We start from the raw sequence: 26,819 nt of genomic DNA, 5'->3' as shown, positions 1-26,819 counted from the left end.
GTAGAACTTCAGCGAAAGATCAGACGTCATTATGACGCCATACTAGCAACCATGAAATACCATCTGACAAATGCAGTGCTTGAAGCCACTAACCGCAAGATTAAGTTGTCAATCTACATGGCTTACGGCTTCAGGAACATGGACAACATGCTTGATATGATCATGCTCCGTTGTTCTGATATAGAAGTCCGTCTGCCTTGGGAATACAATCTTGTTCTGCCTGCTGTAGCGTAGCTGATTGTCTCCCCTGTATCAAGGGCGCAAGCGCCGCTTCGCGGAAACCCTTGACACAGGGCATCCAACCAGCTTGTTGGCAGTCAAGCAGAACAAGGATAGGGTGTGTAGCCGAGGCTACTACTCACCCACACAAACTGATGAAGCCTCAAATAAATATGATTCATTTCACACAAATAATCTTGTAAGCAAAGAATGTTCTTCTCAGGAATTCCTCTTGAAATTAGCATATTTTTTATTGATAAATAATTCCTCTTCACTGAAATAATAATTGGCAGCTCTTTCTCTAGATATTCCTCCACAGTACACACCTTAAGATTTCCAATATCGCCAATATCTTTTGCATTTTCATCTACAAAACATTCCCAATTTAGTTCCGGAAAATAACGAACAAGTCGTTTCCCAAAATCTCCGGCTCCATAAACACATATCTCGGATTTAAAACTCTCAACATCCGATATCAATCTATCTTTCCATTTCCACTCATCAAAAAGATTACGTATATACTTATCATTCTCAGTCAAATTGAACATTAATCTATTTGTATATATTCTCTTTGAAACTTCGTCTTGAAGATTGTTATATATTTCCTTTATTAATTTTATTAAATCTTCACTATCCATTTTCATTCCCTGATTAATATGTACTACTGCTAATCTGCCCGATATGCCTTTAGAGTATGAAATGATTTTCTTTTACTAATAGGTGGAATATTCATATAATCATCGCCATATAAATTTGACAAATATTCACCATAACCAACCGGTACATTTACTTCGATGTCATCGAATTTCATACGCAAAGTGCCTTTATAAACATCTCTTGTAGTACAGTCTTTGTTTCCATATCTTGTGCCAAGTACGCCTACAAACTTTGCTTTATCAAAGCTATATTTTCTTAAAAAAACCTCCTGCTCAGAAAATCTCTTTTCAAAAACTTTCAACTCTCCATCAGAAGCATAAAACTCTTGTATGATACTTTTCTCTAACTCCTGATAATCTATGAAAAATCTATCCCGATCCTCTTTGTTTTCCGGCAATCCCACTAATGGAAAAATGTCAATAAATATACTTGCTAGCTCTCTTACTATAATCATATCATCATCCAAGAGTGTTTTTCTATCCAGGAGTTTTGCAAATATATAGTAAAATCCATCCGCACCATTTGGGCCATAGCCTTTAATCTTATATCTGTTCGATTTAGGAAAGACTTCCATAAACCTCATATAATCATCAAGAGGAAGAAAAATATCTATGTCATCATCCCATGGAATAAACCCTTGATGTCTTACTGTCCCAAGCATAGTTCCACCACATACCCAATATCTAAGGTTATTATTAAGGCATATTTGATCAACCAACTTTAGCATTTCTCTTTCATATGCTTTTATCTGATTTAAATCTAGTCGCTTTTTATTACTTATTATTCCATCAATATCTTTTTCATAAAAACTGTAAACCTTAAAAAAATCCTTATTTTCAATATATCCAGCTTTTATAAGCTTCTCTTTTTTTTCTTCATATCTTTCTTCAGCCAGTAATATTACTGGCATCTTTTTATCTGAAATTTCATCTTTGCCTAATATAAATAATTCAATAGCATCTCTTTCACTTCTCAAATAGCGACAGGCAAAATCCTTTACACTTCTTCTAGTTTTAACAATTGCTTCTTCGTCATCTGATAAGAAAGCATACACCTCAATACTTCTGTGTGATAAAATAGTTCTCATCGCAAATGAGTATCTATTTAAGCCAAATAAAACTACGTCTTTATTTTTTGCGATTACTCCTTCTTCAATAAGACTATCTATTCCATTGGCAATTCTGTTAATCACACTAATCATAAATATCCCCATTATTCACTCAGTGCATTAAGCGTAGCCCTTAATCCTTCTTTCAAAGTATATGAAGCTTTGAAACCAAGACCTTCCAATTTCTTACTATTTAAAATCGCAGAAGATATAGGGCTTCTCTCATTATATTGTTCTTCACTAGGAAAGTCTTGTTTGTACCCTACATTTGCTAATGTAGACAGTTCCTTGGCAAATTCCAAAATAGTGGCCTTTGATTCACTGTTTGCCACGTTATAAGCCTCCCCATTGTGGCCATTTATTAACACTGTTAATATCGCAGCTGCTGCATCTGCTACATAAGTATAACTACGAATTTGTTCACCGCTACTGTGTAAAACTATTTCGTCACCGGCAATTGCTTTTTTTATAAATTGCGTAGAAGCTCTGTTATCACCTTCTGATACAAAGGGACCATAGGTGTGACTTAGCCTTACAACTTTTGCTGGAACCTCATATTCATTTGCATAAGATACACACAATATTTCGGCAGCTTGTTTAGCAACAGGATAACAGGATCTGACGCTCATCCCTTCCGAGTTGTAATAATTTGTCTCTATCTTATCCGGGATTTTCACATTTGAATTTCCGTAAACCTCTCCGCTAGAAATAAAAATATATGATTTTACTTTTTTCTGTTTTGCCAAATTTAAAGTGTTAATTGTCCCCTGAATTGCCGGAGTCATTGTTTCGACAGGTCTTAATCTAAAAGCTTCCGGATAACCATCACCTGCTGCATGAATTATATAATCAACATTATCTTGTAGATTTATTCCATCACATACATCTTGAATCAAATATTTAATATTAATAGAAGATGCATAACTAAACCTTTTTATTGCCTTTGATTCATTTCTTGCTAATCCATATATAGTGATACCTGCATCTTTGGTCTCATCTAACATTAGAAGCATGTCTACCAAAAATGAGGCCACAGATCCTGTAATACCTGTTATCAGAATATTTTTTCCGTAAAGTTCCTCTATATCAACAGTATTATTTATTGCAGTCTCTATGTCTTTTCTATAAGATGCGGTAAGCTTTTTCATATACTTAATCATATTATTCTTTTTTAGCAGTACGCAAAACCATACTTAAACCTTTAACCAGTCTGATCTTTTAGCCAACAGCAACGCTTTAAAAATATCTATATCATCAACTGTTGTCAGTTTAATATTTTTTTCAGATCCTTTCGAAAAGAACACCTTCTCTCCCATCTCTACCTTTAAAGTGCAAGAAGCGACTGAATTTGTAATCCCGGCATTCAACGCTTTTCTATGTAAATCACATATTTCTCCTAGTCTAAAAGACTGTGGGGTCTGAGTTCGTTTTAAACTATCTCTGGGATACAGTTCTGATGAGTCAAGCCCATTATCCGTTTTTAGCATCGCTTCAGCACATGGAATCACTGTTATTGCGTTACCATACTCCATGCATACCCGAATATTATCAGAAATTATTTCAGCAGAAACCATAGGTCGGATAGCATCATGGATCATAACAATATCATTTCTATCATGATTCTTTTCCAGTTCAAACAATCCATTTCTAATGGAATCCTGGCCGTTTTTTCCTCCGGTTACCACGGTTTTAAGTTTTCCAATGTTGAATTGTTTTGCATAAGCCCACAGAACATGATCCCAACTCTCGACACACACAACTACGATTTCATCTATTTCCGGGTGACGCTCGAAAGCCTCTAATGTGTAGACAATTACAGGCTTCTCATTAACTGTAAGAAACTGCTTAGGAATATCCTGTTTCATACGATTTCCATAGCCACCGGCTATGATCAGTGCTATATTTGACATATTAAATCTCCCAGAAATCATTTAAACAATCTAACTTGTTCACCATTAGAGTCGAAATATATCCAATCTTTCATCTGTTCTAATTCACCATACAAGTTCAAATTATCAAGCATAATTAAACAATCAATTGACATATACTTTTCAATATCATATTTATGGTTTATAAAATCGCAAACTGAATCAATGATTTCTTTTTGAATCTCATTTAAAAGTGTTAGTTCGCTTTTGCTTCTCGTTTCATGTCCAAAAATGAAATCACCTTTTTCATCAATATTTTTTACACTGGGCTCCGGAGAACATATTAGTGTTTCAAGCCTATCAACCATGAGCTGATCATGTGGATAATCCTCTCTTTCGAAAACTGAAATATAATTTAGTTTTCTGTCCATATATGAAAAAGTTCTATTCAAATAAAACCCTTCAAGCTCTTTTTCAAAAGCAGGAACTAATGAATGTTGTACTGTTCCTCCAGATATCAAGTCACAAAACAAGTATCTACCTGATTTATCAATTCCCAATTTTTTCAAATAGCGTTCATAAGACTCTTTTGTTTTTCTATATGGTATAACCTCTCGTCCACTCAAGAATTCAGGATCTTCTTCAATTCTACGGCGATCATCGATAACGAGATATTTTTCATAATCCTTATCAACAATTTCATTTCCCATTCCTAACTTAAAAGCCAATTCTCGAGAAATATAAATATAAACGTATTTTAAATTATATTCAGACGGAAAAAGATTTTTGACTATTTTAGAAAAAAGGTAGCAATCTCTGGAGCCGAGTAAAACCTTGTCATAATTTTTTTCTTTTTGAATATAAAGCAATTCTTTCACATAAGTGAAAATAATAGGTGCCACAAAATATTTACCTAATATTCTTGAAGTATTTACAGGTACAACTCCATTTCTGCCACATAGGCAAAACGGATCATTAAAAACATCTGCAATTAATTCCCCAATAAACAGCCTATTTGTTACGCCTTTTGCATAATACAATAACCTCCTTATATTAGATGCTCGTAAAAGCATTATTCCTGAAGGAATAAGAAAACTATCAATACCATGTTTTTCAGCGCTTATGCCATCTGTCTCATCATTATCTCCTATATGAAGATAACTACCAGCTTTTACTTCATGCTTATAAACGTCAAATAACCCTTTTCGTTTAGATTTTCCAAAATCACAGGATACATAAATCTTCTCATATCCGCGTATTCCATGAAACTCTAGTATTTTTTCAAGTTCCTCTTTTCCGAAATACATATCTGATATGATATTTACTCTTTTTCCGGTTTTAACAGCATACTCAAATATCTCTCGCATGCCTTCACGGCACACCAGCAATTCCTTCTCTGTAGCTAGTTCAATCCTTGCAATGTATTCTGCTTCCTCTTTAGAAATATTTGCTTTGATAATTAGTTGATCATATATTTTTTCAAATCCTTTGATAACAGAGTTTGATTCTAATTCGCACTCCCGCCTTATTTTTTTAAATTGTCCCTTTAGTATACTGGTATTTGGCAGCTTTCTGTCTACAATATCATAAACATCCTCCGGAGCAATAACCCTGCGCATTAGCAAAGTATCAAACAAATCAAAACTGATTGCTTCATGATTATCGATGGCTTTTAAAAGATTTTCTCGACGATTCTTTGAGTATAAATTATATGTCTCAGGTAATATATACTCATACCTATATGCTTTTCTTAAATCAATACCTCTCCAATCGTATATGGCAAGACCATTACGATCGCAGTCATATATAAGCCTGTAATATATCTCCTTAGTATGCTTTGGATTTGCAGCAATTACTAGGCAATCTGCTGCATCAGGTTCAATTTCTTCCCATGTATATATTGGAATCCCATTAAAAAATCCAGATAATATTGTATTATCAATCACACAAACTATTGCAGAAACATTCTTATTCTCGTCTATAAAATGTTTAGAGTTAATTCCTGTGCCATATACAATTATCCTTTTGTTATGCAAAATCATCCCGATGTATTCATCCTTGTTATTCTAATGTTTCTCTATCTAGCAATCTGTTCGAAACAACAAACCCACGCATACCTCTATTATCGAGTTCTTTACTAATATCACTTTTTGAATCTTCACTATTTACAGCAATGAAGAAAAAACAATTATTTTTCCATTCTTCAATTGACTTGACAGGAAAGCCTGAAATTTCTGTATTATTATTTTCAATTTTTGTAACTGCAAATCCTTCAGGCTTAATGCCCATACTAAAAAAAATGTCAAGAAGTCTTTTCCCATATATTCCGGCTCCATATATAACACATTTTTCACAACATATAGCCTTTTCTTTCAGTTCATGTAAGCAGTTATCGTAAATATTGTTTTCTTCCTCTATCTTACCCAAGTCGAGGCGCTCAAGCTTGTCCAAATATTCTTTATCAAGCTCGCCAAAAATATTCCTTTTTATTGCAGTAATTGTTAAACTAACAATTTTTCTGTTCGTATTATAAATTTGGCAAACCTTACTATAAGAGCGCATAAGTACGTCTATGGTGTTTTTTTCGAGAGTGATATTTCCTGACTTTTTTGCAATACAAAGAATATCTGCTGTCGAATTCAGTAAATCTATAACATCCTTTATTCTGTGTTCTTTTTTATGTATATTTCGTCTATAACAGTATACTATTTTATCTACAGCATAAATACTTCTGGCACATGAAAATGCTCGGGCCATGAATACAGGATCTTCCCAACACTCATAATCCGGAAAGAACAGTTCATTATCCATAAGAAATTTCCTGTCATACAAAAAGCGAGTATAACCAAAGGCACATCCATATTTACAAAACTGTATTATTCCCTCTGTATTAAAGTTTTGATTGTCTGATGGTTCATATTTTTCACCATTGAGCCAATCTTTTTTAAAAAGAATTGTATTCCCTCCACAAATATAAGCATTGTTATTTGATGCTAAATTATACAGTGTACATAGGACATCTTTTTCTGGATATAAATCATCCGCATCCATAAAAGCAATAAATCGTCCCTTTGCCTTTTTTATACCATAATTTCTTGCCTTTGCAGCCCCACAATGGTTTTGTCTAAAAACACGAATATAACTGTATTTATTTTGATAATTCTCCAAAATAGATAATGATTTATCAATGGATCCATCGTCTACACATATTATTTCCTTCTTTATAAATGATTGACCCAGAACACTTTCGATACACTCGTCGAGATACTTTTCTGCATTATAAATTGGAATGATTATACTCACTGAAATTTCACCACTATCTATTCTCATATAATACGAATACCTATGTATGTTTATTTAGTGTATGCTCAGTAACCGCCTGATTTTTTCAAACGGCTACCTAATAAAAATAATTGAACCTTGAAAATATCAAAATCAATTTTTGGAACAAATAAAGCCTCAGGAGGCATTCTAAGTTCATGGATATGATCGACAGGGCTATAGAGCTTCGACTTCTTTCTTCAAGCTTGGTCATGATTAATCCAAGACCATGACTATGTTTTGATAATGCAAATTTTCGCTCTACCTCAATTCTGTCAACGCTATCCACGTACTCTGTACGTTTATCGATTGAAACATTCTTCCCTGGTCTTCCTAAAGCCGGGCCTGCAAGTCTTATCCCTCGAGATTTACAATACGAAAGGTTTTCCCTATTTCTGTAAATCTTATCCGCAAGTACACGCTTGGGATAATGACCATTGTGCTTGAAGAATTTTTCAATGGCGGATATCAAAACCTCGCACTCATTGTATGCGTCGAATGATATTTTTTCTAACCTGCCTAGACCATTTTCGATACTAAGATCAATCTTGGCACCGAATTCTACAGGAGCTTTGCTCTTGCCCCTGACTATAGGTCTCACATAAGGCTGGGATATGCTTACAATCCGGTCCTGAACAGTGTGAACATTGTTTTTATACATGTATTCCTGCTGTTCATACACTTTATCAATGACCGCTATTCTTTCCATCTGGTGCTTGTCAGGATAGTAGCCATAACTCATGAACCAGTCAATGTAATTCCTGTCACGCCTGATGTATTGGAGTTGTTTCTTGATTGCCTTACGTATTTTCTTGGAAGATCGTTTTTTACATTTAGCCAGGGCTAGGTAATCTTTTCTCGCATTATTTTTGTACATGCGAGGTTTTAAAATGTTGTACTCGTAACAGACAGATGAAATAATTGCTTCAAGGTTTTCTCTTGCTTCATTTAACAAGTTTATGTCCTGAGGAAATGCAATGTTCTGCGGAGCACATGTTGCATCAATTATCAGCGTGCCTTTATTTTAAGAATCACCACTTGATGAATCATCGCTATGATCATTTTCGTCTTCATCATTTTTGTTGTAATCGATGATTAATTCATTGATCTCTGCGAGCTTTTCATCAGTGATCCTTTTGCGAAATTCCACCATCAAAGATGGTGCAAATGGTTTGTCCAATTGAAATCCAGGCAATCCAATAAAATACTGGTAATACGGATTCTCTTGGATCTGCTCGACGAGTTCTCTGTCAGAAAAGCCAAACTTTTTTTGAATCAGGAGAGCCCCCAGTGCCATACGTAGTGGTTTTGCAGGCATTCCACAATCAGAAGGAAACAGATCTGCATACACAGCTTCTATTTCATCCCAGGGAATCATGGCAGCTTTTTTAATCCATTTATTCTCTGGATCAAGTTTTAGACCCATTGGCTGATTGAAATCTCCGATACTAAACTGATGATTTTGATTTTTCTTATACATGGGATTCTCCGCGAAAAGTGCAAGGTTTTTGAGAAACTTTGATGTAATTCCTTGCATCAATTATCTCACGTATAGGCAAAAAAGTCAGCAATTTCAAGGCATTTTAGTTCTTGAGCATACACTAATTACATTTATTAATGCATTTGTCTATCAATATAATCTTTATAAACAATCCGTATGCCATCTTCTAGTTCTGTCGAGTATTTCCATCCAAGTGCTTTAGCTTTTGAAACATCTAATAACTTTCTTGGTGTTCCATTTGGTTTGCTTATATCCCATTCTATACTTCCTTCGTATCCTACTATTTTAGAAACAAGTTCTGCCAAATCTTTAATACTTATTTCCTTTCCTGTACCTGCGTTTACTGTCTCGTTTCCACTATAGTTATTCATCAAAAACACACATAAAGAAGCAAGGTCATCCACATACAAAAATTCTCTTAATGGAGAGCCATCTCCCCAACAAACCACTTTCTTTTCACCTGTTTCTTTTGCTTTATGGAATCGTCGTATCAAAGCAGGTAAAACATGACTATTTGTAGGATGATAATTGTCATTTGGTCCATAAAGATTCGTAGGCATTACCGAGATATATTCAGTTCCATATTGCTTATTGAGGAATTCGCAATACTTTAGACCGGATATTTTTGCTAATGCATATGCTTCATTTGTCTTTTCCAACTCACCAGTTAGTAAGCAACTCTCAGTCATAGGCTGAGGAGCCATTCTTGGATAAATACAGGAAGATCCAAGAAACTCAAGTTTTTTACATCCATTCTTCCATGCAGAATTAATCACATTCATTTCCAACATCATGTTTTCATACATGAAATCTGCAAGGGCAGATTCGTTGGCAACAATACCACCAACTTTCGCAGCAGCCAAAAAGACATATTCTGGTTTTTCTTGATAAAAAAAATCATTTACAGCATCCTGACATATGAGGTTAAGTTCTTTATGGGAACGTGTAATGATATTCTCATATCCTTGGCTCTTCAGTTCTCTTACAATAGCAGAACCGACCATTCCTCTATGTCCTGCAACATATATTTTTGAGTTTTTTTCCATCATTTTATTTCACTACGCCTTTCTCAAGATACTCAGCGAGATTTATGATACGTTCTACAGCATGATCCTTAGCAACTTTCTTCATGTCATGTTTAACCATTTTGTTTACTAACTCCTCAAAACTTGTTTTTCTAGGATTCCATCCCAATTCATTCTTTGCTTTTGATGGATCACCCAAAAGATTCACTACATCTGTTGGACGATAAAAATCCGGAGAAACTTCAACAATGACTTTACCGTTCGATTTATCTATGCCTACTTCCTCAATACCTTCACCTGACCACTCAATTTCAATCCCTGCATAATGAAAAGCCAGAGTTGCAAACTCACGAACACTATGTTGTTCTCCGGTAGCAATCACGAAATCTTCCGGCTTGTCGTTTTGAAGCATAAGCCACATGCATTCAACATAGTCTTTAGCATAACCCCAATCCCTCAAGCTACTCAAGTTACCCAAATATAGCTTTTCCTGCTTACCCTGAGCTATTCGTGCTGCCGCAAGAGTAATCTTCCTAGTAACAAAAGTTTCGCCTCGCCTCTCACTCTCATGGTTGAATAGAATACCAGAACAGCAAAACATATTGTAAGCTTCTCGATATTCTTTTATAATCCAAAATCCATACTGCTTAGCCACTGCATATGGAGAATAAGGATGGAAAGGGGTATTCTCATTCTGAGGAACTTCCTCCACCTTTCCAAACAGTTCACTTGTACTTGCCTGATAAATACGGCAGTTATCACCCAAACCGGTAATTCGAACCGCCTCCAGAACTCTGAGAACACCTGTAGCGTCAATATCGGCAGTAAACTCCGGAGAATCAAAACTTACCTGTACATGACTTTGAGCAGCCAAATTATATACTTCATCAGGTCGAACCATGCCAATAACCTTAACTAAAGAACTGGTATCGCTTAAATCACCATAATGAAGATGAAACTGCGGTTTTCCCTCAAGATGCGCTATACGCTCACGATAATCAACAGAACTTCTCCTTATTATCCCATGAACATCATATCCCTTTTGCATAAGAAACTCAGACAAATAACTTCCATCTTGCCCAGTCACACCTGTGATTAATGCTTTTTTCAAATTTGGTTCCTCCATGATTCTGCAAAATATTTTCTGTTGATTCAGCTAATCACTAGCACAAGTCTCTTCAGAAGCTATTCTTATCATCATCCTGTTTGAGTCATCAAGCCTGATCAGATGAAGTTCTTTCATACATCATCAATTTCAGTTAAACATCCATTATTACTTTCAATCATTTCTTCATATGATTTCAAAATGTCCTCATAGTAAAACAGTTTATATCTTAGTGATTTACAACTGCTTTCAATCTCTTTTCTTACATCTTCATATCCATCTTTTATTGTAACAATTATCTGAATATCATTATTAGCATAAAACGTAACAAATCGTTGAACTATTATCTCTCCATATTTCGTTCCTTCTTTGTCTTTATCGTTATCAAAAATACCAGTAACTTTAATACCAGATGAATATAGTAATCCTAAAAAGAACTTTCCTTTGTTCCCTATTCCCCATATATATATTGGTTTATCACTTTGTAAATTATTTAATTCTAAACTTTTTTTCATTAAAAAGTCATTTATATTTTTTTTACATATTTCATATGTTTCATTCTGACACAAACTAATACTTGTTGAACTGATACCGCTAGTTCTAAAATATGTAAAGACGGAATCATAATGTAAAAATTTCACCTTAGATTTCCATAATCTGTATATTAGTTCATAATCTGCAGCAATTTTGAATTTCTCATCAAATAATCCATATTCATCATAAACATTTTTTTTTACAAAAGTTGCAGGATGTCCTATGGACATTTGATACCACAATGTGTTAAATGAAGGATACTTATTTACTATATGATTCCCTTCTTTATCCACAAGTATGATATTCCCAAATATAACACCTATGTCTTTATTCTTATCAAATATTCTTTCTACCTCTTTTAACGTTTTATAATTATACCAGTCATCACTATTAAGAAGTCCTATTACTTCACCGGTGGCCTGTTTAAGGCCCTTATTCATTGCATTATAGATTCCATAATCCTTTTCACTCACCCAATATGTAATAAAATCCTCATATTTTTTAATAACATCTACTGTACCGTCTTTAGAACCTCCATCAATAATAATATACTCAAGATCCTCAATCCCTTGACATATTACCGAATTTATTGTTTTTTCAATTGTGTTTACCGAATTCAGGCACACTGTGATAATACTGATTCGCATCTAACCTTCTCCATCTTAATCGTACGAATGTCAATGCAATTTATACATAATTATTATTCAATTATAAAAATCACATTTCATAAATAATATCTTCTATCGATAAAATAAGACAATTCATTTTTTTAGACATCGATTCTTCTATGACATCATATGCATGTATAGGTGTCACGATAATTGCATCTACATCAGGTAATTCTTCGCTTGGCTTATATATATCTATATCGGAAAACATTTTATCAGCATTCATATCTATCCCGTATAATACACGAATTCCGTTTTTATTTAGTTCTTCATAAAGAGCTTCACCGACATAATTCATTCCGTATATTGCCACATTTTTTATAGATTTTTCACTCAGATACCTTGATATTTGTTTTCCTTTTATCTTCTGCTTCACCCATTTTTGCATTAGAATAAACAAAGATAAATGTTTATCTGATAGGTCCTTGAATTTTTTTGCCTTGTTTTTCTCGGGTCTTACTAGAAAATAATATGTTCCAACAATTCCAAGTGTATATCCTATAATAAATCCCACAAATATCTTTTTCATCACACTTTTCCCTCGCAATATTTATTTAATTTCAAAAGCCTTTCTTTTTCCTTTTCTATATATTTCTCGTTGTATTCTTTTCCCCATTTGTCTGCATCCATTGCTTCAAAAATGCAGTTGATTAGATTTCTGATATAAATAACAATATTCATGTTTCTAAGCCCTGTATTAATAAAAATTCTCCCATAGTCAGATCTCTTATACCCATTTGTTTGATGTTCTCTAACAATTAGTTCTAATATATGATTAAAAGTATATCCATATACTCCAGGAATTCTTGAAAATAAAACATTTCTATGTGCCTGAGGTTCATCAACATGAGAAACCGCCTTATATGGTTCAATTTTATATTTATATGCAAGCAACGATAAAATACTTTGATCGTGTCGATTTTCTACAAATCCAGGAAGATTGGGTTTATTGCATCTATTGGGTTCATCCGAAACAATTCTAATATCACAACAATACTCTTGCCATTTCTTAATAAATTCTACTGATACATCTGTTTTACGAACTATTACATATCCTCCTGATACCATGATTGAATTGTATGCCTCAACCTTATCGCAATCCATTAATACAAAAGCATCACGCTTTGTCCAATCCTTACAAGGAGCAATTCCATATGATAAAAAGATATCTTGCCTGTCTCTTTCCATCTGGTGAATAAGTGTGCTAATTTTATCAACATATATCATTCCTGCATCTGTATATATTAGGAACTCACCTTCCACCATTTCATTTAGTGTTTTTAGAATTATATATGGCTTCCAAATCCAATACCCTGCCCCACGACTGTACGACAAAATCTCTTTATTGGCTTTAACAAAATCGTCACTCAAATCACATGGAGAGTAACCTATCACCTTATCTGCACAACCAATTATCTTAGCTGTCATCAAATTTAGTTGTCTCGACATAGTCATATTATCATCGGAATAACTTATAGCTATAATTCTTTTATTTATCAATTTTCTTTTGTAGTCTTTAACCATTTTTTTAATTCATGCCATCTATGCGAAATAAAATCTTTATAATTAAAACCAAAATATCTTAAATCTATCACCTCATATTTATCTGTCCTGTTATAGGTATGTGTGCCAATCAATCCTTTTTTGGTGGGAACTCGTACATCCCTGAAACTAATTTCCTTTTCAACTTCTTCGTGATACCCCTCGATATCTTCATATATTTTTATAGCTACAATCTTCTCTCCGTATGATGCACTACAGTCCTGAGCTATTCGGTACACCGTTCCCATATCTTCTATAAAACTACCCCCTGGCCGTGCAATTCTTGGATCCTTTGTAATAAATTCCCATTCCAAATTAGTAGGTTGATGAAAGTCTATCTTCGACCGATATAGTCTTCCTTTTACACCATTCATTGAATATGAATATATATAATTATTGTCTTTGACAAATTGCAATGTCGAATCAGCAAATCTCCCCGTGCAGATTTTTTTGTCTCTTTTCCAGATATCAGGGAATTCTATTGCGGTATAATAATATAGTTGATTGCTTTCGGCAGCTTCAGGAAGGATATGAAATCCTTCTTCATCAGACCACACAAATGGATACGACAAATGCCACTCTTCTTCTAAAATATCTTTCCAAACAACATTCATATTACCATCATATTTACAGTAAGATATGACGCCTTTTTGCTGACTATAATCCCATCTTTCCGCAAAAATAAATGTGGAATTTCCATATTCAAACAAGAATGGATCTGCAATCCAACCATTTTTCGGATTACTTAATACTATGAATTCAACTTCTGAATCAAAAAAAGATTTTTGCCTTTTTCTAATCGCTATTTTCCATGTAATATTAAATCTTTTGTATTTTCTCATTTATATTTTTTCAATACTTCTTCCCATGTATTCTGTCCAATGATATCCGTTTTTCTTTTTCTTTCTGATGAAATCATCAAACGGAATATCCGGTTCATATAGTATTTGTCCCTCGTGCCAATTTCCACGTTTCCGAGCTGGTGGAAGTTTCATGTAGTCCCCGTATACTTGCTCAAGAATTTTTTCTTTAAATTGTGGTGCAGAAAAATAAACATTATCAAATATAATATTTTCTACTTTACCTATATACTTCTTTTTAAACTTATAATTTTTTATTAGATCAGGATGATATACAAGTCCTACTTCATTTCCACCAAATATTTCTCCTAATTTGTATATTTTATCCATCCATTCACAGATTTTTTCATATGAAAAGAATTTTCTTACAATTTCTAATGATCTTGGATATCTCTCACCACGTTCTTTTGCATAATATTTGTCACAAAGAAGCCTGAATGAATCCCTTAATTTAAACTGTAAATATCTCATCATCTTATTTGCAGTCAAGACATCTAGAGGATAGAGGTCTACAAACACTCCATTATTGTATGGGAACGGTATATTTGCATATATGATCCCAGTTGTTTTGCTATTTCTTAATCTTGAATACGGTAAATAATACCCTTTATCTGTGGCATTATTTTGTAAAAAATATGGACTTTTTATTTCATTTTTAGCAATGCTACAGAATTTATCATAGTCCTTACGCAAAAATGCTATGTCAAAATCATCATCCCACGGTATATATCCCCCATGTCTTACAGCACCTAAAAGCGTTCCCCATATGATAAAATACTGAATATCATACTTTTCACATATGCGTTTCACCTCCAAGGCCAAATCCATTTGTATTTTCCATATTTTTTTTAATTTTTCCGGCACTACATACCCGCAACGAATATCCTCTTCCAAGTTTATTCTCCTCTTATAAATTCAATAAAATGATTCAATGATAGTGGGTTAAATTCCTCAATAAATCCATTATCCTCTAAATACCCATTCATTACGTCTTCTAAATCCCTGCCTTGATCACAAATGACATCAATTGTATCGAAAGCATTCAGATTTCCATCAAAAAAAACTACTTGTTTTGACGCGCGAGGACATATATACGTTCTGTTATGTTCATCAACAAACATATCCCCCAATAGGGCAAAATCATCAGTAATCCTATTCACATGTTGCTTAAGTGCCATACAAATTCTCAGCTCACCCGTTTCTTCATCCAGAAGATAACTATCATCCATATATCCTGCCAAGGCGACAATTTTATCATTGACTTTAACCACCTGCGTGAACGGTGCTTGTTTTATTGGTAAATCATCACACCTAAATGTTCTTGATTCTCCTTTTATTAAGTCATATTTTATTATATTTCTGGAATCCAATGATGTTATATAAATACAGCCATCTATTGCATTAATGCTTCTGATTTTCGTACCTTCATTGAGTCTGATTGTTTCAATGTCTCCCTTATCAAGATTACATATAAATAACATATTTAATCCTATTATAGAAAGAATTAATTTATCATTGATTAGACATGAATTATAAATATCTAAATAATAAGATTCTTCCGTTTTTGAGTTATTCGCTTTTAATAAATCAGCATTGATTTTACTCATGATCCAATTGTTTTGTTCATATTTACATGTCTTTATGTCAAATTCAATTAACGGTATATCTAAGAAAAAAGGAATAATGTATATTTTTCCATCCTTCTTTATTGCATTTGAAAAATGCTGTAGTTTCCCCTTTGCTTCAAATATTTCTACATATTTTATTGAATCACTCTCGTTATTAAATATATGAATATTTCTCCCATAATAAGGCATAAAAAACAGACTATTTCCGTTTCTTATAACCTTTCTGTGTATATCTATTTGTGTCATGGATTCATTTTCAAAATGCCCAATAAACTTTGTGTCATCGAGATTTATGTCATAATAATAAAGCCCATTCCTCACTTGGTCAGAAAAAAATATTTTGTTATCCAAAACAGCTGCTGACATAAAAAGTTTATGTTCTCTAAATATCCCGTTGTCATCTTTGAATATAGTTGATTTAAGCGTATTCATCTCTCAATGCACTCCATAAAACAATCCTTATTATCTTTAGCCGATGTCGTTGGCCTACCAAGATTATTTCTTGATTCTAAATTTGCTTCAATTTCTATAAAACTTAATCCTCTATTAAACATAATCATTTTAATTGCATCTTCCAAACTTTTTATGTCTTTAGTTTTATAACAATTTTTATATCCCGTTGCCATTGCTAAACGGCATGTATCGATTCCCTGCATAGCTGTCGGCAACCCACCAACCGACTCATGCGCACCATTATTTATTACAATATGGATAAAATTATTAGGTGCAATATTCCCTATCACAGCCATAGCTCCCATATGCATAAGAGCTGCACCATCACCATCAATACACCATATTCTCTTATCTGGCTTTTGTAACGCTATCCCAAGTGCTATTGATGATGCATGCCCCATAGAACCGACTGTTAAAAAATCATGATCATGGGACATACCTTCCTGATTTCTTATTTCATATAATTCACGTGACGCTTTTCCGGTAGTGCATATAATTGGATCATCACCTGCATATTTCACAATAGTTCTTATTGCTTCCTCACGAGTATGCGCTTTGTCATTTTCATAGACAAGCTTCTTATCGTTTGTCAGGGCATTCTTTTTTATCACAAAAGCAATTTGTCGTCCTGAATTCAGGAATCCACCATACTCTTCCATCTTCATGCGTAATTCAGCTTCAGGTGTTTTCTGATCCACCACAAAATATGAAACATCCATGGTCTCCAAGAGTTTAAGTGTTATCTCTCCTTGAAATATATGTTGTGGTTCATCACGCACGCCCGGTTCTCCCCTCCACCCGATCACAAAGATGGCCGGGATTCCATACACCTTTTCATTTAACAATGAAGCAAGGGGATTGATAATATTACCCTCCCCCGAATTTTGCATATAAACAACTGCCGTCTTTCCCATTGCGAGATGATATCCTGCAGCAATTGCTACAGCATTTCCCTCATTTGCCGCTATGATATGATGTGTGGGATCAGTACCATACTTCTCCATAATACAGTCACATAGTGGCCGAAGCAGTGAATCAGGAACACCTGTATAGTATTCTGATCCAAGTATTTCCATAAATGTTTTTGCTTCCATCAGTAATTTACCCCTAATATCTTTTTATACAGTATTTTAATATCTTCCGTATCAAGCATTATCGGATTATTCTTTAGTCGATCAGCATTTACTGACTTGCAAAGAACAGCAAGTTGATCTTTATTCGGATTAGGGATGTACAGCTTTAATTCGCTATATACACGTTCTACATAATCTACTGCCTCTCCAGCACTATGAAGTCCAAGTACTATGCCAATCTTTTGAAATGCATTTTTCAGATGTTCCTGTCCTCTTTCATCTACGCACTTCTCCATATGTTCGATCATCCATGGAAATAAAATTCTGTTACACATCATTGCAGCATGTCCATGTGCACATCCAAACAGACCCGTTATCTTATAGCACATAGCGTGTCCGGCGGTCGTCTGAGATATGTTAATAGCTTTACCCGCAAGGTTAGATGCTTTTAACATATATAGATTACCTTCATATGTGTTTTCCATATACCCATATATATTTGTCTTAATCAGTTCAAGTGCTTCTGATGCATATTCCATACTTTCTTCGGTGCTGTTTATTGACCACATAGATTCAAGAGAATGCGCGAAAGCATCCATCATCGTTGCTTTTCTCTGATATTCCGGCAGACTATTCAAATTATCCGGATCAAATAGTACTATTTCAGGAATACAATACTCACTCGTTATGGATTGTTTTTCACCATCTTTGTAAATCACCGCATATCGTGTAGCTTCGGAACCTGTACCTGCAGTGGTCGGAATCACCAGTAGTGGAATGTCATTCTTTTTTATTTCCTGGTCAAGATAGTTTTTATCATGTTGCATGGTAGAAAATATCCGTATACACTTTGCCAGATCAATTGCTGAACCACCACCCACTGCCATTACGGCATCGCATTTATTTTTACGAAAAACATCAACTCCCTCCAGGACAGACTCGTATACCGGATTAGGCTTAAAATTATCAAACAACACTGTACTTCTGTGTGAATCAATGACACTTTTCGCCTTGTTAATGTATCTATACCCACTCCCACATACCACAAGTGTTTTTTTATCTGAAAGCCACTCATCCAATTTTTCATATTGATTTTTTTCGTATAAAATAATTTGCTCCATGTATCATTCCTCTGGAATTAGGGTAATGATATCTTTTATGCTCATACATTTTTCACTGCATTCCTTACCCCTATGAGTCTCAAGAATAGTCCTGGCAGCATCCTGCATTGCTGGAAATCCGGTTCTTATCAAATGGTTTGCATATATCACAATATTTGCACCTTTTTCCTTGAATTCTTCTTCATAGACCGTATTGTATGTAGTTGGAACAAGAACAATAGGTGTCTTTTTATCCGATTCACGGAACTGCCTGATAAACTCAAACACTTCATCGGGCTTAGGGCTACGACTATGAATCATAATTGCATCTGCGCCTGCATCAACATATGCTCGTGCTCTATCTGACGCATCCTTTATTCCCTTTTCAAGAATCAGACTCTCTATTCTTGCACAGATCATAAAATCAGATGTCTTCTGTGCCTGTTTTCCTACACGTATTTTCTCACAGAACCCGCCTATTGTATCTTGAGTCTGCTTTACTTCTGTTCCGAAAAGGCTATTTTTCTTTGCTCCAATCTTATCCTCAACTATAACCATGGAGACTCCCATTCGTTCCAGGGATCTTACGGTAAAGGCAAAATGCTCTATCTGTCCGCCGGTATCCCCGTCAAATATAATAGGTTTCGTGGTCACTTCCATGATCTCATCAATCGTTTTGAATCTACTTGTCATATCTACCAATTCTATATCCGGCTTACCCTTTGCCGTAGAATCACATAACGAACTGATCCACATTGCATCAAACTGTTTTGCAATACCATTCTGATATGACGTTGTTTTTTCAACAATAAGACCGGTTATACCATTATGAGCCTCCAATGCTGTAACAAAGCCTTTTATTTGCAACAGTTTTTTAAGCCTTCCTCTACGTACATCTGGTAGTGACAACTCTCCTATCGTTCTTTTCTCTATTTCTCTGTACTCAGGATCTTCTGAATAAGGAAATTCTACCAACCGACCTCCATACTCTGCCAGAATCGATACCACCTCATCACGTACCGGCTTCTGAAAGCCCTCCTTCCAATCATCTCCATGGACAACGATATCCGGTCTTAATTTTTCCAAAACATCCTTGTATGACAGTTCATCCTGTATAATGACATTATGGACACCTTTAATATTCGCAAACATCTTTTTTCTCTCAGATGCAGGCACCAAAGGGAATCTCTTATACGAAGCAACAGTTCTATCAGAAAGTACTCCAATTGTCACCTTTCCGAGTCTTGTTGCCTTTCTTATGATTTCTATATGCCCTCCATGTATGATATCTGTAGAAAATGACATATATACTGTTTTTGACTCGATTTTTGCAAGCTGATCACTTACCGAAACCAGATCTTTGGAATCATCTATCTCCGCACACAGCTGGTTTCTAAAATCAACCGGACGGATACCTGCACTTCCATTTAATTCATTAAGGGCATTCTCGGCATATACATTTTTGTTCCCTGAATCACAAAAATCTTCTATTTTTTCGAGCCATTTTTTCCAATCATCTCTGAAAATCTTATATAGCGGTTGGGCAGCAATTGCATCATTAAAGAATTCAATTCCGACAGCATTTATGACTCCATCTCTTACAACAGCCTTAAAATCCTTTTCCGGAAGTGGATTAGTGGATGATACTGTCATACATGAAGTATTACATGACATAACAAGGTCCAGTACTTCATTCTCAAAAACAAGATCTCCATGCATCAGAAGTATATCATCATCTAAACAATCTTTTGCACAATATATGCTATATATATAATTTGTAGATTCATATTCAGGATTATTTACATATTTAATATTGATCGGCAGATCAAGACTTTTACAATATCTTATAAGAACATCTTCAAAACGCCCGGTAGTTATGACTACATCCTCTAGACCTATATCTACAAGTTGTTTTAACTGCCTTGATATTATTGTTTCGTTTGGAGAAATCTCCGTCATGCATTTAGGATGCTCTGACGCCAAAACACCCATTCTTGTTCCCATACCTGAATTTAAAATCAATGCTTTCATATATTACTTTTTTCCTTTAAAAACAATTACTGAAGTGAGAGCAAACCTGCTTAAAATCCGAGTTCCTATCACCTTAAGAATCTTTTACAAACGACATCCCACTGGGTCGAGTAGACAGGGGGATTGCTCCCTCTGCCCCTCACACAGAATTCCGGACATGCAGATTTCCCGCACCCGGCTCTTTACGAGACTCATTCCTCGTATACTATCATGCGTAGATACTCACGTATATTTTTGCTTCGGCTAAGGGGTGAGTGTAATCTAACATCTTAAGAAAACCCACCCAATTGTAGCTTTTCTTCTGACTACGTCTGTTGAGCCAATAGAACAAGCTCTTCATCACCTCATACCTAAAAGCTTTAATACTCCTTGAGTTATCTGAAATCCCCATTGGGATCCTTACAAGTCTCCATACAAAAAAATCCTGATACAAGGCAATCACATACCTTACATCAGGAGCTTTAGCTTAAACATTATAAAATGTTTTGAATAATAAAAACTATATTTCACATTGATTCAAGAACAGCTGTTTGCTATAATAATCGAAGTGCTACCAGTATCTACGGTAGGCGGTTAGTCCTTCTCTCAGAGGACTGTGACCTCTGTTTATCATAGAAATCTCTTATGAGAAATCTTACAAATGGAGGAACTTGCGTATGCTGACCATAAATGACCTAATCACAGTGCTTGCACTGTGTGCGACTTTCTACAGTCTTGGTTACATGCATGGAAAGCATGATTCCAAGACACAAAAATAACCGCCCACAAGCCTCAGAAACTTGAGCGGTTATTTTTTCAATAATCATCAACCTGGGCTAACCGTCTACCGGTAGCACTTCTTTTCAGTTACTATACTACCATCACTGCTCATTATCGTCAAACAGATAATCATTTCGTTTTATTCTGATTCATTCCTGATATAAGATATGCGATTGTCAATGTACCATTTGATATCTCTTTATTTCCCCATAGCTTCGCCATGATGACTTCATTCAGTCACCTTAACTCTGTCTATGTCCACTGCCTCCCGCCATGCGCCTAACACGACACTTTGGTCTTCAGCTTCCTGAATCTTTGAGATATCTTCCTCGTCCAAAACATTAAAAAATATTTTCTCTATTTAAAAATATTTTATAACTTCTGTTTATCAAAAGCAACACTGCTTTGTCCTATCCGGAAGAGCTGTAAAGTCCTTGCTTTATGGAAAAGTCATCCCTTTTCAACAAATCTTGTAAGCTTATACTTTTATTTTCGTCATAAAAAGGTTCTTTCATAAGAGGAACAGAATGGTATGCAGAAAAACGCCATGTAGTCTGAATTTAGACGATATGCAAATCTATCAGGCTGTGATATGATGCTCACATCTAAAAGACATGCAGTTCTTTTCAATCTCAATAAATATTGGTACCGTGTACCATTAAAAGTTTATAAACATTGAATCCAGGTGCCTTCTAACCATTAAGTAACCTCAGGTCACCCTTACAAATCCCGGGTGCCTATCACCCTTAAGGCGAGAGTGATTTTTCTGGTTACAAATGTTTTTCCACGCCTTTCAGATTCATGATTAAAAAGGATTCCCGAACAACAAAACATGCCATAGGCTTCTCTGTACTCTTTTGTAATCCAAAAACCATACTGCTTAGCTACTGCGTATGGAGAATAAGGGTGAAAAGGAGTATCCTCATTTTGCGGGATTTTTTCAACTTTACCATATAGTTCTGATGTGCTTGCCTGATAAATACGGCATTTATCTGCTAATCCACAAATACGCACAGCCTCCAATACTCTGAGTACACCTGTTGCGTCAACATTAGCAGTGAATTCCGGTGAATCAAAGCTTACTTGGACATGGCTTTGAGCCACCAAGTTATATATTTCATCCGGCCTAACCAATGCCACAGTTTTCACAATAGACATTGAATCCGTAAGATCACCATAATGTAGATGAAAGTTCTTATGTCCCTCAAGATGAGCAATCCTCTCTCTGTAATCAACGGAATTAAGGTGTCTTTCACCCTTAAGGATTCCTTACAAATTCACATGTAAAAAGCTCCTAATATGATGCAATCACATACCTTACATCAGGAGCTTTAGACCTTTTTATATACAGTTTTGAATTCTATAACTACAGTTATAAAAATCTATATTTGTATATTGATATAAGTACTATCATCCCCACACTTTATCGTCAAATAAATACCCTCTGAATCTTGAGATGATTCATTCCTGATATAAGATATATATTTTTCAATGTACCATTTGATATCTCTCCATTTTTCCCGTAGCTTCGCCATGATGACTTCATTCAGTCACCCTGACTCCTGCTATGTCCACTGCCTCCCGCCATGCGCCTAACACGACACTTTGTTCTTCAGCTTCCTGAATCTTTGAGATATCTTTTTCACCGGATATTGTGAAAAATATTTTCTCTTTTATAAACATTTTATAACTTCTGTTTTTCAAATACAACAATGTTTTGTATGTTTTGAACGGTATTATGCCTATATATTTTGGATAATACGTCCATTTTCAGAAAGCCATACAAAACTCTACTGTTATTTCGTCATAAAACTAAGATTTTATAAGCGAGCCTCGTGTAGTCCTAAAACAGACTATATGTATTTCTATTGTGCTGTGATATGTTTATAGAGTCTAAAAGACATCCATAGATTATAATCTTGAGATTTCTCTCAGAATGATCATTCCCGATAATACAAATTTCATTATCAGTCTTGCGCAAAGCTGATATATAATCAAAGCGAGAGATTCATATCTTTCTCGCTGCAATTTAGGAGCAGATATGGAACAATTAACAGGATTGGGGAAAGCCATAGTGGCTGCAGACCCCGATAAGATCCGGCTGGATATGACTGTGAAAAACATTCTTGCATATAAACCTTTGCTAGCAAGGATTTTTAGGGAGGTTGTATCAGAGTGCCGGGAAATGAGTTATGACGAGATCGAAGCCTGCATAGAGGGCGAAGTTCTTGTCAGTAAGGTTTATGTTGACAGCGGAATCACCAATGCAGGTGAGCGTATTGACGGACTGAACACCGAATCGTATTTAAACGAAGAAGGTCTGGACAGATACGATATAAGAACCTATCTCAGGTTGCCCGGCAAAGGCGATTCAGAGTATATAAAACTCATCATAAATCTTGAAGCCCAGAATGAAGATAAACCAGGATACGATTTGCCTTTGAGAGCATTATTCTACTGCTGCCGTATGATTTCGGCACAGCAGGGAGTTGAGTTCACAACTGACAGTGATGATCCCGTGAAGTATGGAAACATAAAGAAGGTTTACTCTATCTGGCTTTGCACTGAAGCGGCTCAGACAAGGGCGAATTCAATCGAGATTTACGACATAGACAGAAGATTCCTGCATGGTAGTAATGCGGATGATCCGAGATATGACATCATGAATGCCATCATCATTTACATCAGTGAAAAACATAACCCGGAAAATACAGAAAACGAACTTATCAGAATGCTTACAGATCTGTTTGACGAACGGATTAACGGGCCGGATAAGGTTCAAAAATTAAAATCTGAATATGGTCTTAGTATGACGAAAGAAGTTGAAAGTGAGGTGACAGGTATGTGTACTTATGCTACAGCTATGGAAAACAAAGGAATTAAAAAGGGGATTGAAAAGGGGATTGAAAAGGGGATTTCTAAAGGAATGAAAAAAACTCTGATAGGGCAAATATGCCGTAAACTTCGCAAGGGGAAAACTCTTGCTCAGATTGTGGATGAGCTTGATGAGGATGAATCAAAAATTAAACCTATCTTTGATTCCGCTGCAGCTTTTGCACCCGACTATGACGAAGAGCTGGTTATAGAAGCTATATTGGGATAGGGACAATTTCTGTTACCTTTCAAAAATCAGGGGGCTGTCGCACTACAAACCAGGGTCGAGTAGACAGGGGGATTGCTCCCTCTGCCCCTCACAGAATTCCGGACATGCAGATTTCCCGCATCCGGCTCTTTACGAGACTCATTCCTCGTATACTATCATGCGTAGATACTCACGTATATTTTTACTTCGGCTAAGGGGTGAGTGTAATCTAACATCTTAAGAAAATCCACCCAATTGTAGCTTTTCTTCTGACTACGTCTGTTGAGCCAATAGAACAAGCTCTTCATCACCTCATACCTAAAAGCTTTAATACTCCTTGGGTTATCTGAAATCCCGTAGTAATGGAAATAACCAACCAGTATCTAACCATTGGGCCTGTCACCCTTAAGCCGATTTAACATGAAATTGATTGAAATGTGCAATCACTCCACTATGTTTACTGCTATCAAAACTATCCAGAGTATTTACTGCTCTTATAGCATGGAATATTGCATAATACGAACGGTTTAAAGTCAGTTTATAATCCGATATCTCCAGTTCCCGTTTTGATCTTTCTAAATCTTCTTTTGCCTTTTCCAAACGATAAAATGCTAAATCATTTATGCTGCCTTCCATAACTCTATCCCTTCATTAGTTATGTTTTTATAGAAAGGTGAGACATTTCGCCATTTTTCAAACAAAGCTGTCTCTATAAGCACTGTAGTAATAACTATGTTATATTCAAGTTCAAAAGCCACCACTATATCCAGCAGTTTGTCATACATTTCCTCGTTTTCATTTTCAATTATCAAAGCGATATCTACGTCTGATTCTTCACCGGCTGTGCCACGGGCAACGGAGCCAAATAATATTATTGACTTTAAATTACTTCCATATACAAATCTGACTTCGTTAACAAAACGATCAAAAAGCTTGTCATCACTTTTTACCATATACGCCTCCAACTATCCTGCAAAACTTGTCCATACTAAATTTTATAATTAAGATTCTATCTTAACGCGTGAGTGTGTTATTGAATAAAAAGTTATCCCAAAAACGACACTTTACCCATAGCTTCGCCATGATGACTTCATTCAGTCACCCTGACTCTTTCTATGTCCACTGCCTCCCGCCATGCGCCTAACACGACACTTTGTTCTTCAGTATCCTGAATCTTTGAGATATCTTTCTTACACGATGTTTTGGAAAATATTTTCTCTATTTATAGATATTTTATAACTTCGGATTTTCAAAAGCAACACTGCCTTGTTCCATTTAGAAGGGTAGCAAGATCCATGCTATTCGGAATAATTATCCTTTTTCACCAAAACCTGTAAGCTTATACATTTATTTTCGTCATTAAAACACTCTTTCATAAGGGCAACCTGATGGAAGGTGCCTCATGTAGTCTGAATTTAGACGATATGCAAATCTGTAAGGCTGTGTTATGATGCTCACGTCTAAAGTACATGCAGTGCATTTCAATCATATTTTTCTTATTCTTCATCTTAGTTTTGTTCATCAAATAAAATCATCAAAGGTATTAATGTTATGGATAAACTCAACAAAGGTATATTCTCTAAAAAAGATAAAATCAGTCTTGGTGTGATACGAAAAGAATTCGTTGATTTTTTCAATACACATGGACTTAACGGGATCCTTAAATATGATACCCCGATAATATTTTGGGCAGAAAGAATAGAACATACAGATACACATAAAAATGATTTTGTATCTGATACAATCTATGAACTCTGTTTCGAAGAAATCCCGAAGATCATTAATGAACCCGATTATATAAGCATACATCCAAAAAAGAATAGTGTTTCTTTTATACGTAATTATTCATCAAATCATGTAAATGTAGCCATCAGAGTAACCGTTAGCGGAGGACTCGCATACAGAACCATGTATCCTTTGATAGATGCAATGCTGACTCATTATATGGATACTGATCATGCATGGAGAGGTTACTGTTCACAGGTGAACTTGTAGTAAAACAGCCGATCCGTTAAACTGAGTCTCAGTAATAACGGGTCGGCTGTTCTGCCAACTATGAGTCAAATCTTTGTGTCACTTCATCAAACACATTGGCTCCTTCATTTTGCCGTATCTTAACAAGCACGCTCCTGCCTTCACAATGATGCGTTATTGTATCAAAGCATCTGAAAGACATCACCTGCCCTTGTTTGCGCTTGTAGCCACGTAGAAAGCGCTCCGCTATGTTGTTTGTGCTCGGTACATTGACATTATGAAGAAACAGAAGATGTTCTTTGGAATGTTTT

General features: G+C 35.3%; 23 protein-coding genes and 3 pseudogenes. 3 read left to right on the top strand and 23 right to left on the bottom strand.

All coding sequences use genetic code 11. The features are described from left to right. The coding region (locus G625_RS19690) for a transposase (RefSeq protein WP_044932502.1) at positions 1 to 234 on the top strand (234 nt) is incomplete at its 5' end. 83 nt (positions 235 to 317) lie between these two features. Here G625_RS19690 and G625_RS0111690 read toward each other — a convergent pair. The 20 genes and pseudogenes from G625_RS0111690 to G625_RS22455 form a co-directional block, all read right to left on the bottom strand. After that, positions 318 to 857, bottom strand: a complete 540-nt coding sequence (locus tag G625_RS0111690; protein WP_029201259.1) for a hypothetical protein — start codon at positions 855 to 857, stop codon at positions 318 to 320. Between the two features lie 29 nt (positions 858 to 886). Continuing rightward, positions 887 to 2,077 carry a LicD family protein gene (locus G625_RS0111685; RefSeq protein ID WP_198014889.1) on the bottom strand — a complete coding sequence of 397 codons (1,191 nt, stop codon included), beginning with the start codon at positions 2,075 to 2,077 and terminating at the stop codon, positions 887 to 889. Positions 2,078 to 2,088: 11 nt separating this feature from the next. Then, a complete protein-coding gene (locus G625_RS0111680) occupies positions 2,089 to 3,144 on the bottom strand; it encodes an NAD-dependent epimerase/dehydratase family protein (protein WP_029201257.1) in 1,056 nt (351 codons plus the stop codon). Positions 3,145 to 3,177: 33 nt separating this feature from the next. After that, the gene (locus G625_RS0111675; RefSeq protein WP_029201256.1) at positions 3,178 to 3,894 is read right to left on the bottom strand and encodes an IspD/TarI family cytidylyltransferase; all 717 of its coding nucleotides are present in this window, start codon (positions 3,892 to 3,894) and stop codon (positions 3,178 to 3,180) included. Between the two features lie 17 nt (positions 3,895 to 3,911). Then, positions 3,912 to 5,894 carry a hypothetical protein gene (locus G625_RS0111670; RefSeq protein WP_029201255.1) on the bottom strand — a complete coding sequence of 661 codons (1,983 nt, stop codon included), beginning with the start codon at positions 5,892 to 5,894 and terminating at the stop codon, positions 3,912 to 3,914. Positions 5,895 to 5,913: 19 nt separating this feature from the next. Continuing rightward, positions 5,914 to 7,182, bottom strand: a complete 1,269-nt coding sequence (locus tag G625_RS0111665; RefSeq protein WP_029201254.1) for a glycosyltransferase family 2 protein — start codon at positions 7,180 to 7,182, stop codon at positions 5,914 to 5,916. A gap of 70 nt (positions 7,183 to 7,252) precedes the next feature. Beyond that, a pseudogene (locus G625_RS19685) lies at positions 7,253 to 8,653 on the bottom strand (IS5 family transposase). A gap of 134 nt (positions 8,654 to 8,787) precedes the next feature. Next, positions 8,788 to 9,720 (bottom strand): GDP-L-fucose synthase family protein, encoded by a 933-nt coding sequence (locus G625_RS0111655; RefSeq protein ID WP_334290751.1) that lies wholly within the window; start codon positions 9,718 to 9,720, stop codon positions 8,788 to 8,790. A 4-nt stretch (positions 9,721 to 9,724) separates the two neighbouring features. Further along, positions 9,725 to 10,810: a GDP-mannose 4,6-dehydratase gene (gmd, locus tag G625_RS19680; protein ID WP_084152878.1), complete on the bottom strand. Its 1,086-nt coding sequence runs from the start codon at positions 10,808 to 10,810 to the stop codon at positions 9,725 to 9,727. Between the two features lie 128 nt (positions 10,811 to 10,938). Then, positions 10,939 to 11,985, bottom strand: a complete 1,047-nt coding sequence (locus G625_RS21375) for a glycosyltransferase (protein ID WP_049895872.1) — start codon at positions 11,983 to 11,985, stop codon at positions 10,939 to 10,941. 70 nt (positions 11,986 to 12,055) lie between these two features. Beyond that, the gene (locus G625_RS0111640) at positions 12,056 to 12,535 is read right to left on the bottom strand and encodes a hypothetical protein (RefSeq protein WP_029201252.1); all 480 of its coding nucleotides are present in this window, start codon (positions 12,533 to 12,535) and stop codon (positions 12,056 to 12,058) included. Further along, positions 12,535 to 13,530 carry a hypothetical protein gene (locus G625_RS19670; RefSeq protein ID WP_029201251.1) on the bottom strand — a complete coding sequence of 332 codons (996 nt, stop codon included), beginning with the start codon at positions 13,528 to 13,530 and terminating at the stop codon, positions 12,535 to 12,537. The genes G625_RS0111640 and G625_RS19670 overlap by 1 nt, the downstream gene beginning before the upstream one ends. Then, positions 13,503 to 14,390, bottom strand: coding sequence for a glucosamine inositolphosphorylceramide transferase family protein (locus tag G625_RS0111630; protein WP_029201250.1), 888 nt, complete (start codon positions 14,388 to 14,390; stop codon positions 13,503 to 13,505). Before G625_RS0111630 ends, G625_RS19670 begins: the two co-directional genes overlap by 28 nt. Beyond that, positions 14,391 to 15,302, bottom strand: coding sequence for a LicD family protein (locus G625_RS21370; RefSeq protein ID WP_049895871.1), 912 nt, complete (start codon positions 15,300 to 15,302; stop codon positions 14,391 to 14,393). A 2-nt stretch (positions 15,303 to 15,304) separates the two neighbouring features. Continuing rightward, positions 15,305 to 16,468 carry a hypothetical protein gene (locus tag G625_RS0111620; protein ID WP_029201249.1) on the bottom strand — a complete coding sequence of 388 codons (1,164 nt, stop codon included), beginning with the start codon at positions 16,466 to 16,468 and terminating at the stop codon, positions 15,305 to 15,307. Continuing rightward, a complete protein-coding gene (gene aepY, locus G625_RS0111615) occupies positions 16,465 to 17,583 on the bottom strand; it encodes a phosphonopyruvate decarboxylase (RefSeq protein WP_029201248.1) in 1,119 nt (372 codons plus the stop codon). Before aepY ends, G625_RS0111620 begins: the two co-directional genes overlap by 4 nt. Beyond that, positions 17,583 to 18,683, bottom strand: coding sequence for a phosphonoacetaldehyde reductase (locus G625_RS0111610; RefSeq protein ID WP_029201247.1), 1,101 nt, complete (start codon positions 18,681 to 18,683; stop codon positions 17,583 to 17,585). Before G625_RS0111610 ends, aepY begins: the two co-directional genes overlap by 1 nt. A gap of 3 nt (positions 18,684 to 18,686) precedes the next feature. After that, positions 18,687 to 20,693: a phosphoenolpyruvate mutase gene (gene aepX / locus G625_RS0111605; RefSeq protein WP_029201246.1), complete on the bottom strand. Its 2,007-nt coding sequence runs from the start codon at positions 20,691 to 20,693 to the stop codon at positions 18,687 to 18,689. A 1,509-nt stretch (positions 20,694 to 22,202) separates the two neighbouring features. Beyond that, positions 22,203 to 22,694: pseudogene (locus G625_RS19655) on the bottom strand (GDP-mannose 4,6-dehydratase); the annotation flags it as partial. A gap of 300 nt (positions 22,695 to 22,994) precedes the next feature. After that, positions 22,995 to 23,135, bottom strand: a complete 141-nt coding sequence (locus G625_RS22455; RefSeq protein WP_156885107.1) for a hypothetical protein — start codon at positions 23,133 to 23,135, stop codon at positions 22,995 to 22,997. 358 nt (positions 23,136 to 23,493) lie between these two features. Here G625_RS22455 and G625_RS0111575 point away from each other — a divergent pair, with 358 nt between their 5' ends. Continuing rightward, entirely contained in the window at positions 23,494 to 24,555 is a 1,062-nt protein-coding gene (locus G625_RS0111575) for a hypothetical protein (protein WP_029201245.1), read from the top strand. Positions 24,556 to 24,939: 384 nt separating this feature from the next. Here the strand turns inward: G625_RS0111575 and G625_RS19650 are convergent, their stop codons facing one another. Further along, the gene (locus G625_RS19650; RefSeq protein ID WP_044932504.1) at positions 24,940 to 25,170 is read right to left on the bottom strand and encodes a HEPN domain-containing protein; all 231 of its coding nucleotides are present in this window, start codon (positions 25,168 to 25,170) and stop codon (positions 24,940 to 24,942) included. Then, positions 25,155 to 25,487, bottom strand: coding sequence for a nucleotidyltransferase domain-containing protein (locus G625_RS0111565; RefSeq protein WP_029201244.1), 333 nt, complete (start codon positions 25,485 to 25,487; stop codon positions 25,155 to 25,157). Before G625_RS0111565 ends, G625_RS19650 begins: the two co-directional genes overlap by 16 nt. Before the next feature lie 598 nt (positions 25,488 to 26,085). Between G625_RS0111565 and G625_RS0111560 the strand changes: the two genes are divergently transcribed. Beyond that, a complete protein-coding gene (locus tag G625_RS0111560; protein WP_029201243.1) occupies positions 26,086 to 26,529 on the top strand; it encodes a PBECR2 nuclease fold domain-containing protein in 444 nt (147 codons plus the stop codon). A 58-nt stretch (positions 26,530 to 26,587) separates the two neighbouring features. Here the strand turns inward: G625_RS0111560 and G625_RS22865 are convergent. Next, positions 26,588 to 26,819: pseudogene (locus tag G625_RS22865) on the bottom strand (IS66 family transposase); the annotation flags it as partial.

It is taken from the genome of Oribacterium sp. NK2B42 (genome assembly GCF_000424445.1).
Classification (GTDB): domain Bacteria; phylum Bacillota; class Clostridia; order Lachnospirales; family Lachnospiraceae; genus Oribacterium.
This window is presented reverse-complemented; position numbering and strand designations above follow the sequence as displayed.

Coding starts and splice junctions, on each gene's coding strand:
- G625_RS0111575 (WP_029201245.1), top strand. CDS start 23,494: ATGGAACAATTAACAGGATTGGGGAAAGCCATAGTGGCTGCAGACCCC.
- G625_RS0111665 (WP_029201254.1), bottom strand. CDS start 7,182: ATGAGAATAGATAGTGGTGAAATTTCAGTGAGTATAATCATTCCAATT.
- G625_RS0111620 (WP_029201249.1), bottom strand. CDS start 16,468: ATGAATACGCTTAAATCAACTATATTCAAAGATGACAACGGGATATTT.
- G625_RS0111630 (WP_029201250.1), bottom strand. CDS start 14,390: ATGAGAAAATACAAAAGATTTAATATTACATGGAAAATAGCGATTAGA.
- G625_RS22455 (WP_156885107.1), bottom strand. CDS start 23,135: ATGTTTATAAAAGAGAAAATATTTTTCACAATATCCGGTGAAAAAGAT.
- G625_RS0111690 (WP_029201259.1), bottom strand. CDS start 857: ATGGATAGTGAAGATTTAATAAAATTAATAAAGGAAATATATAACAAT.
- G625_RS0111655 (WP_334290751.1), bottom strand. CDS start 9,720: ATGGAAAAAAACTCAAAAATATATGTTGCAGGACATAGAGGAATGGTC.
- G625_RS0111640 (WP_029201252.1), bottom strand. CDS start 12,535: ATGAAAAAGATATTTGTGGGATTTATTATAGGATATACACTTGGAATT.
- G625_RS0111675 (WP_029201256.1), bottom strand. CDS start 3,894: ATGTCAAATATAGCACTGATCATAGCCGGTGGCTATGGAAATCGTATG.
- G625_RS0111680 (WP_029201257.1), bottom strand. CDS start 3,144: ATGATTAAGTATATGAAAAAGCTTACCGCATCTTATAGAAAAGACATA.
- G625_RS0111685 (WP_198014889.1), bottom strand. CDS start 2,077: ATGATTAGTGTGATTAACAGAATTGCCAATGGAATAGATAGTCTTATT.
- G625_RS0111610 (WP_029201247.1), bottom strand. CDS start 18,683: ATGGAGCAAATTATTTTATACGAAAAAAATCAATATGAAAAATTGGAT.
- G625_RS21375 (WP_049895872.1), bottom strand. CDS start 11,985: ATGCGAATCAGTATTATCACAGTGTGCCTGAATTCGGTAAACACAATT.
- G625_RS19670 (WP_029201251.1), bottom strand. CDS start 13,530: ATGGTTAAAGACTACAAAAGAAAATTGATAAATAAAAGAATTATAGCT.
- G625_RS19650 (WP_044932504.1), bottom strand. CDS start 25,170: ATGGAAGGCAGCATAAATGATTTAGCATTTTATCGTTTGGAAAAGGCA.
- G625_RS0111560 (WP_029201243.1), top strand. CDS start 26,086: ATGGATAAACTCAACAAAGGTATATTCTCTAAAAAAGATAAAATCAGT.
- aepY (WP_029201248.1), bottom strand. CDS start 17,583: ATGGAAGCAAAAACATTTATGGAAATACTTGGATCAGAATACTATACA.
- aepX (WP_029201246.1), bottom strand. CDS start 20,693: ATGAAAGCATTGATTTTAAATTCAGGTATGGGAACAAGAATGGGTGTT.
- G625_RS0111670 (WP_029201255.1), bottom strand. CDS start 5,894: ATGATTTTGCATAACAAAAGGATAATTGTATATGGCACAGGAATTAAC.
- G625_RS0111565 (WP_029201244.1), bottom strand. CDS start 25,487: ATGGTAAAAAGTGATGACAAGCTTTTTGATCGTTTTGTTAACGAAGTC.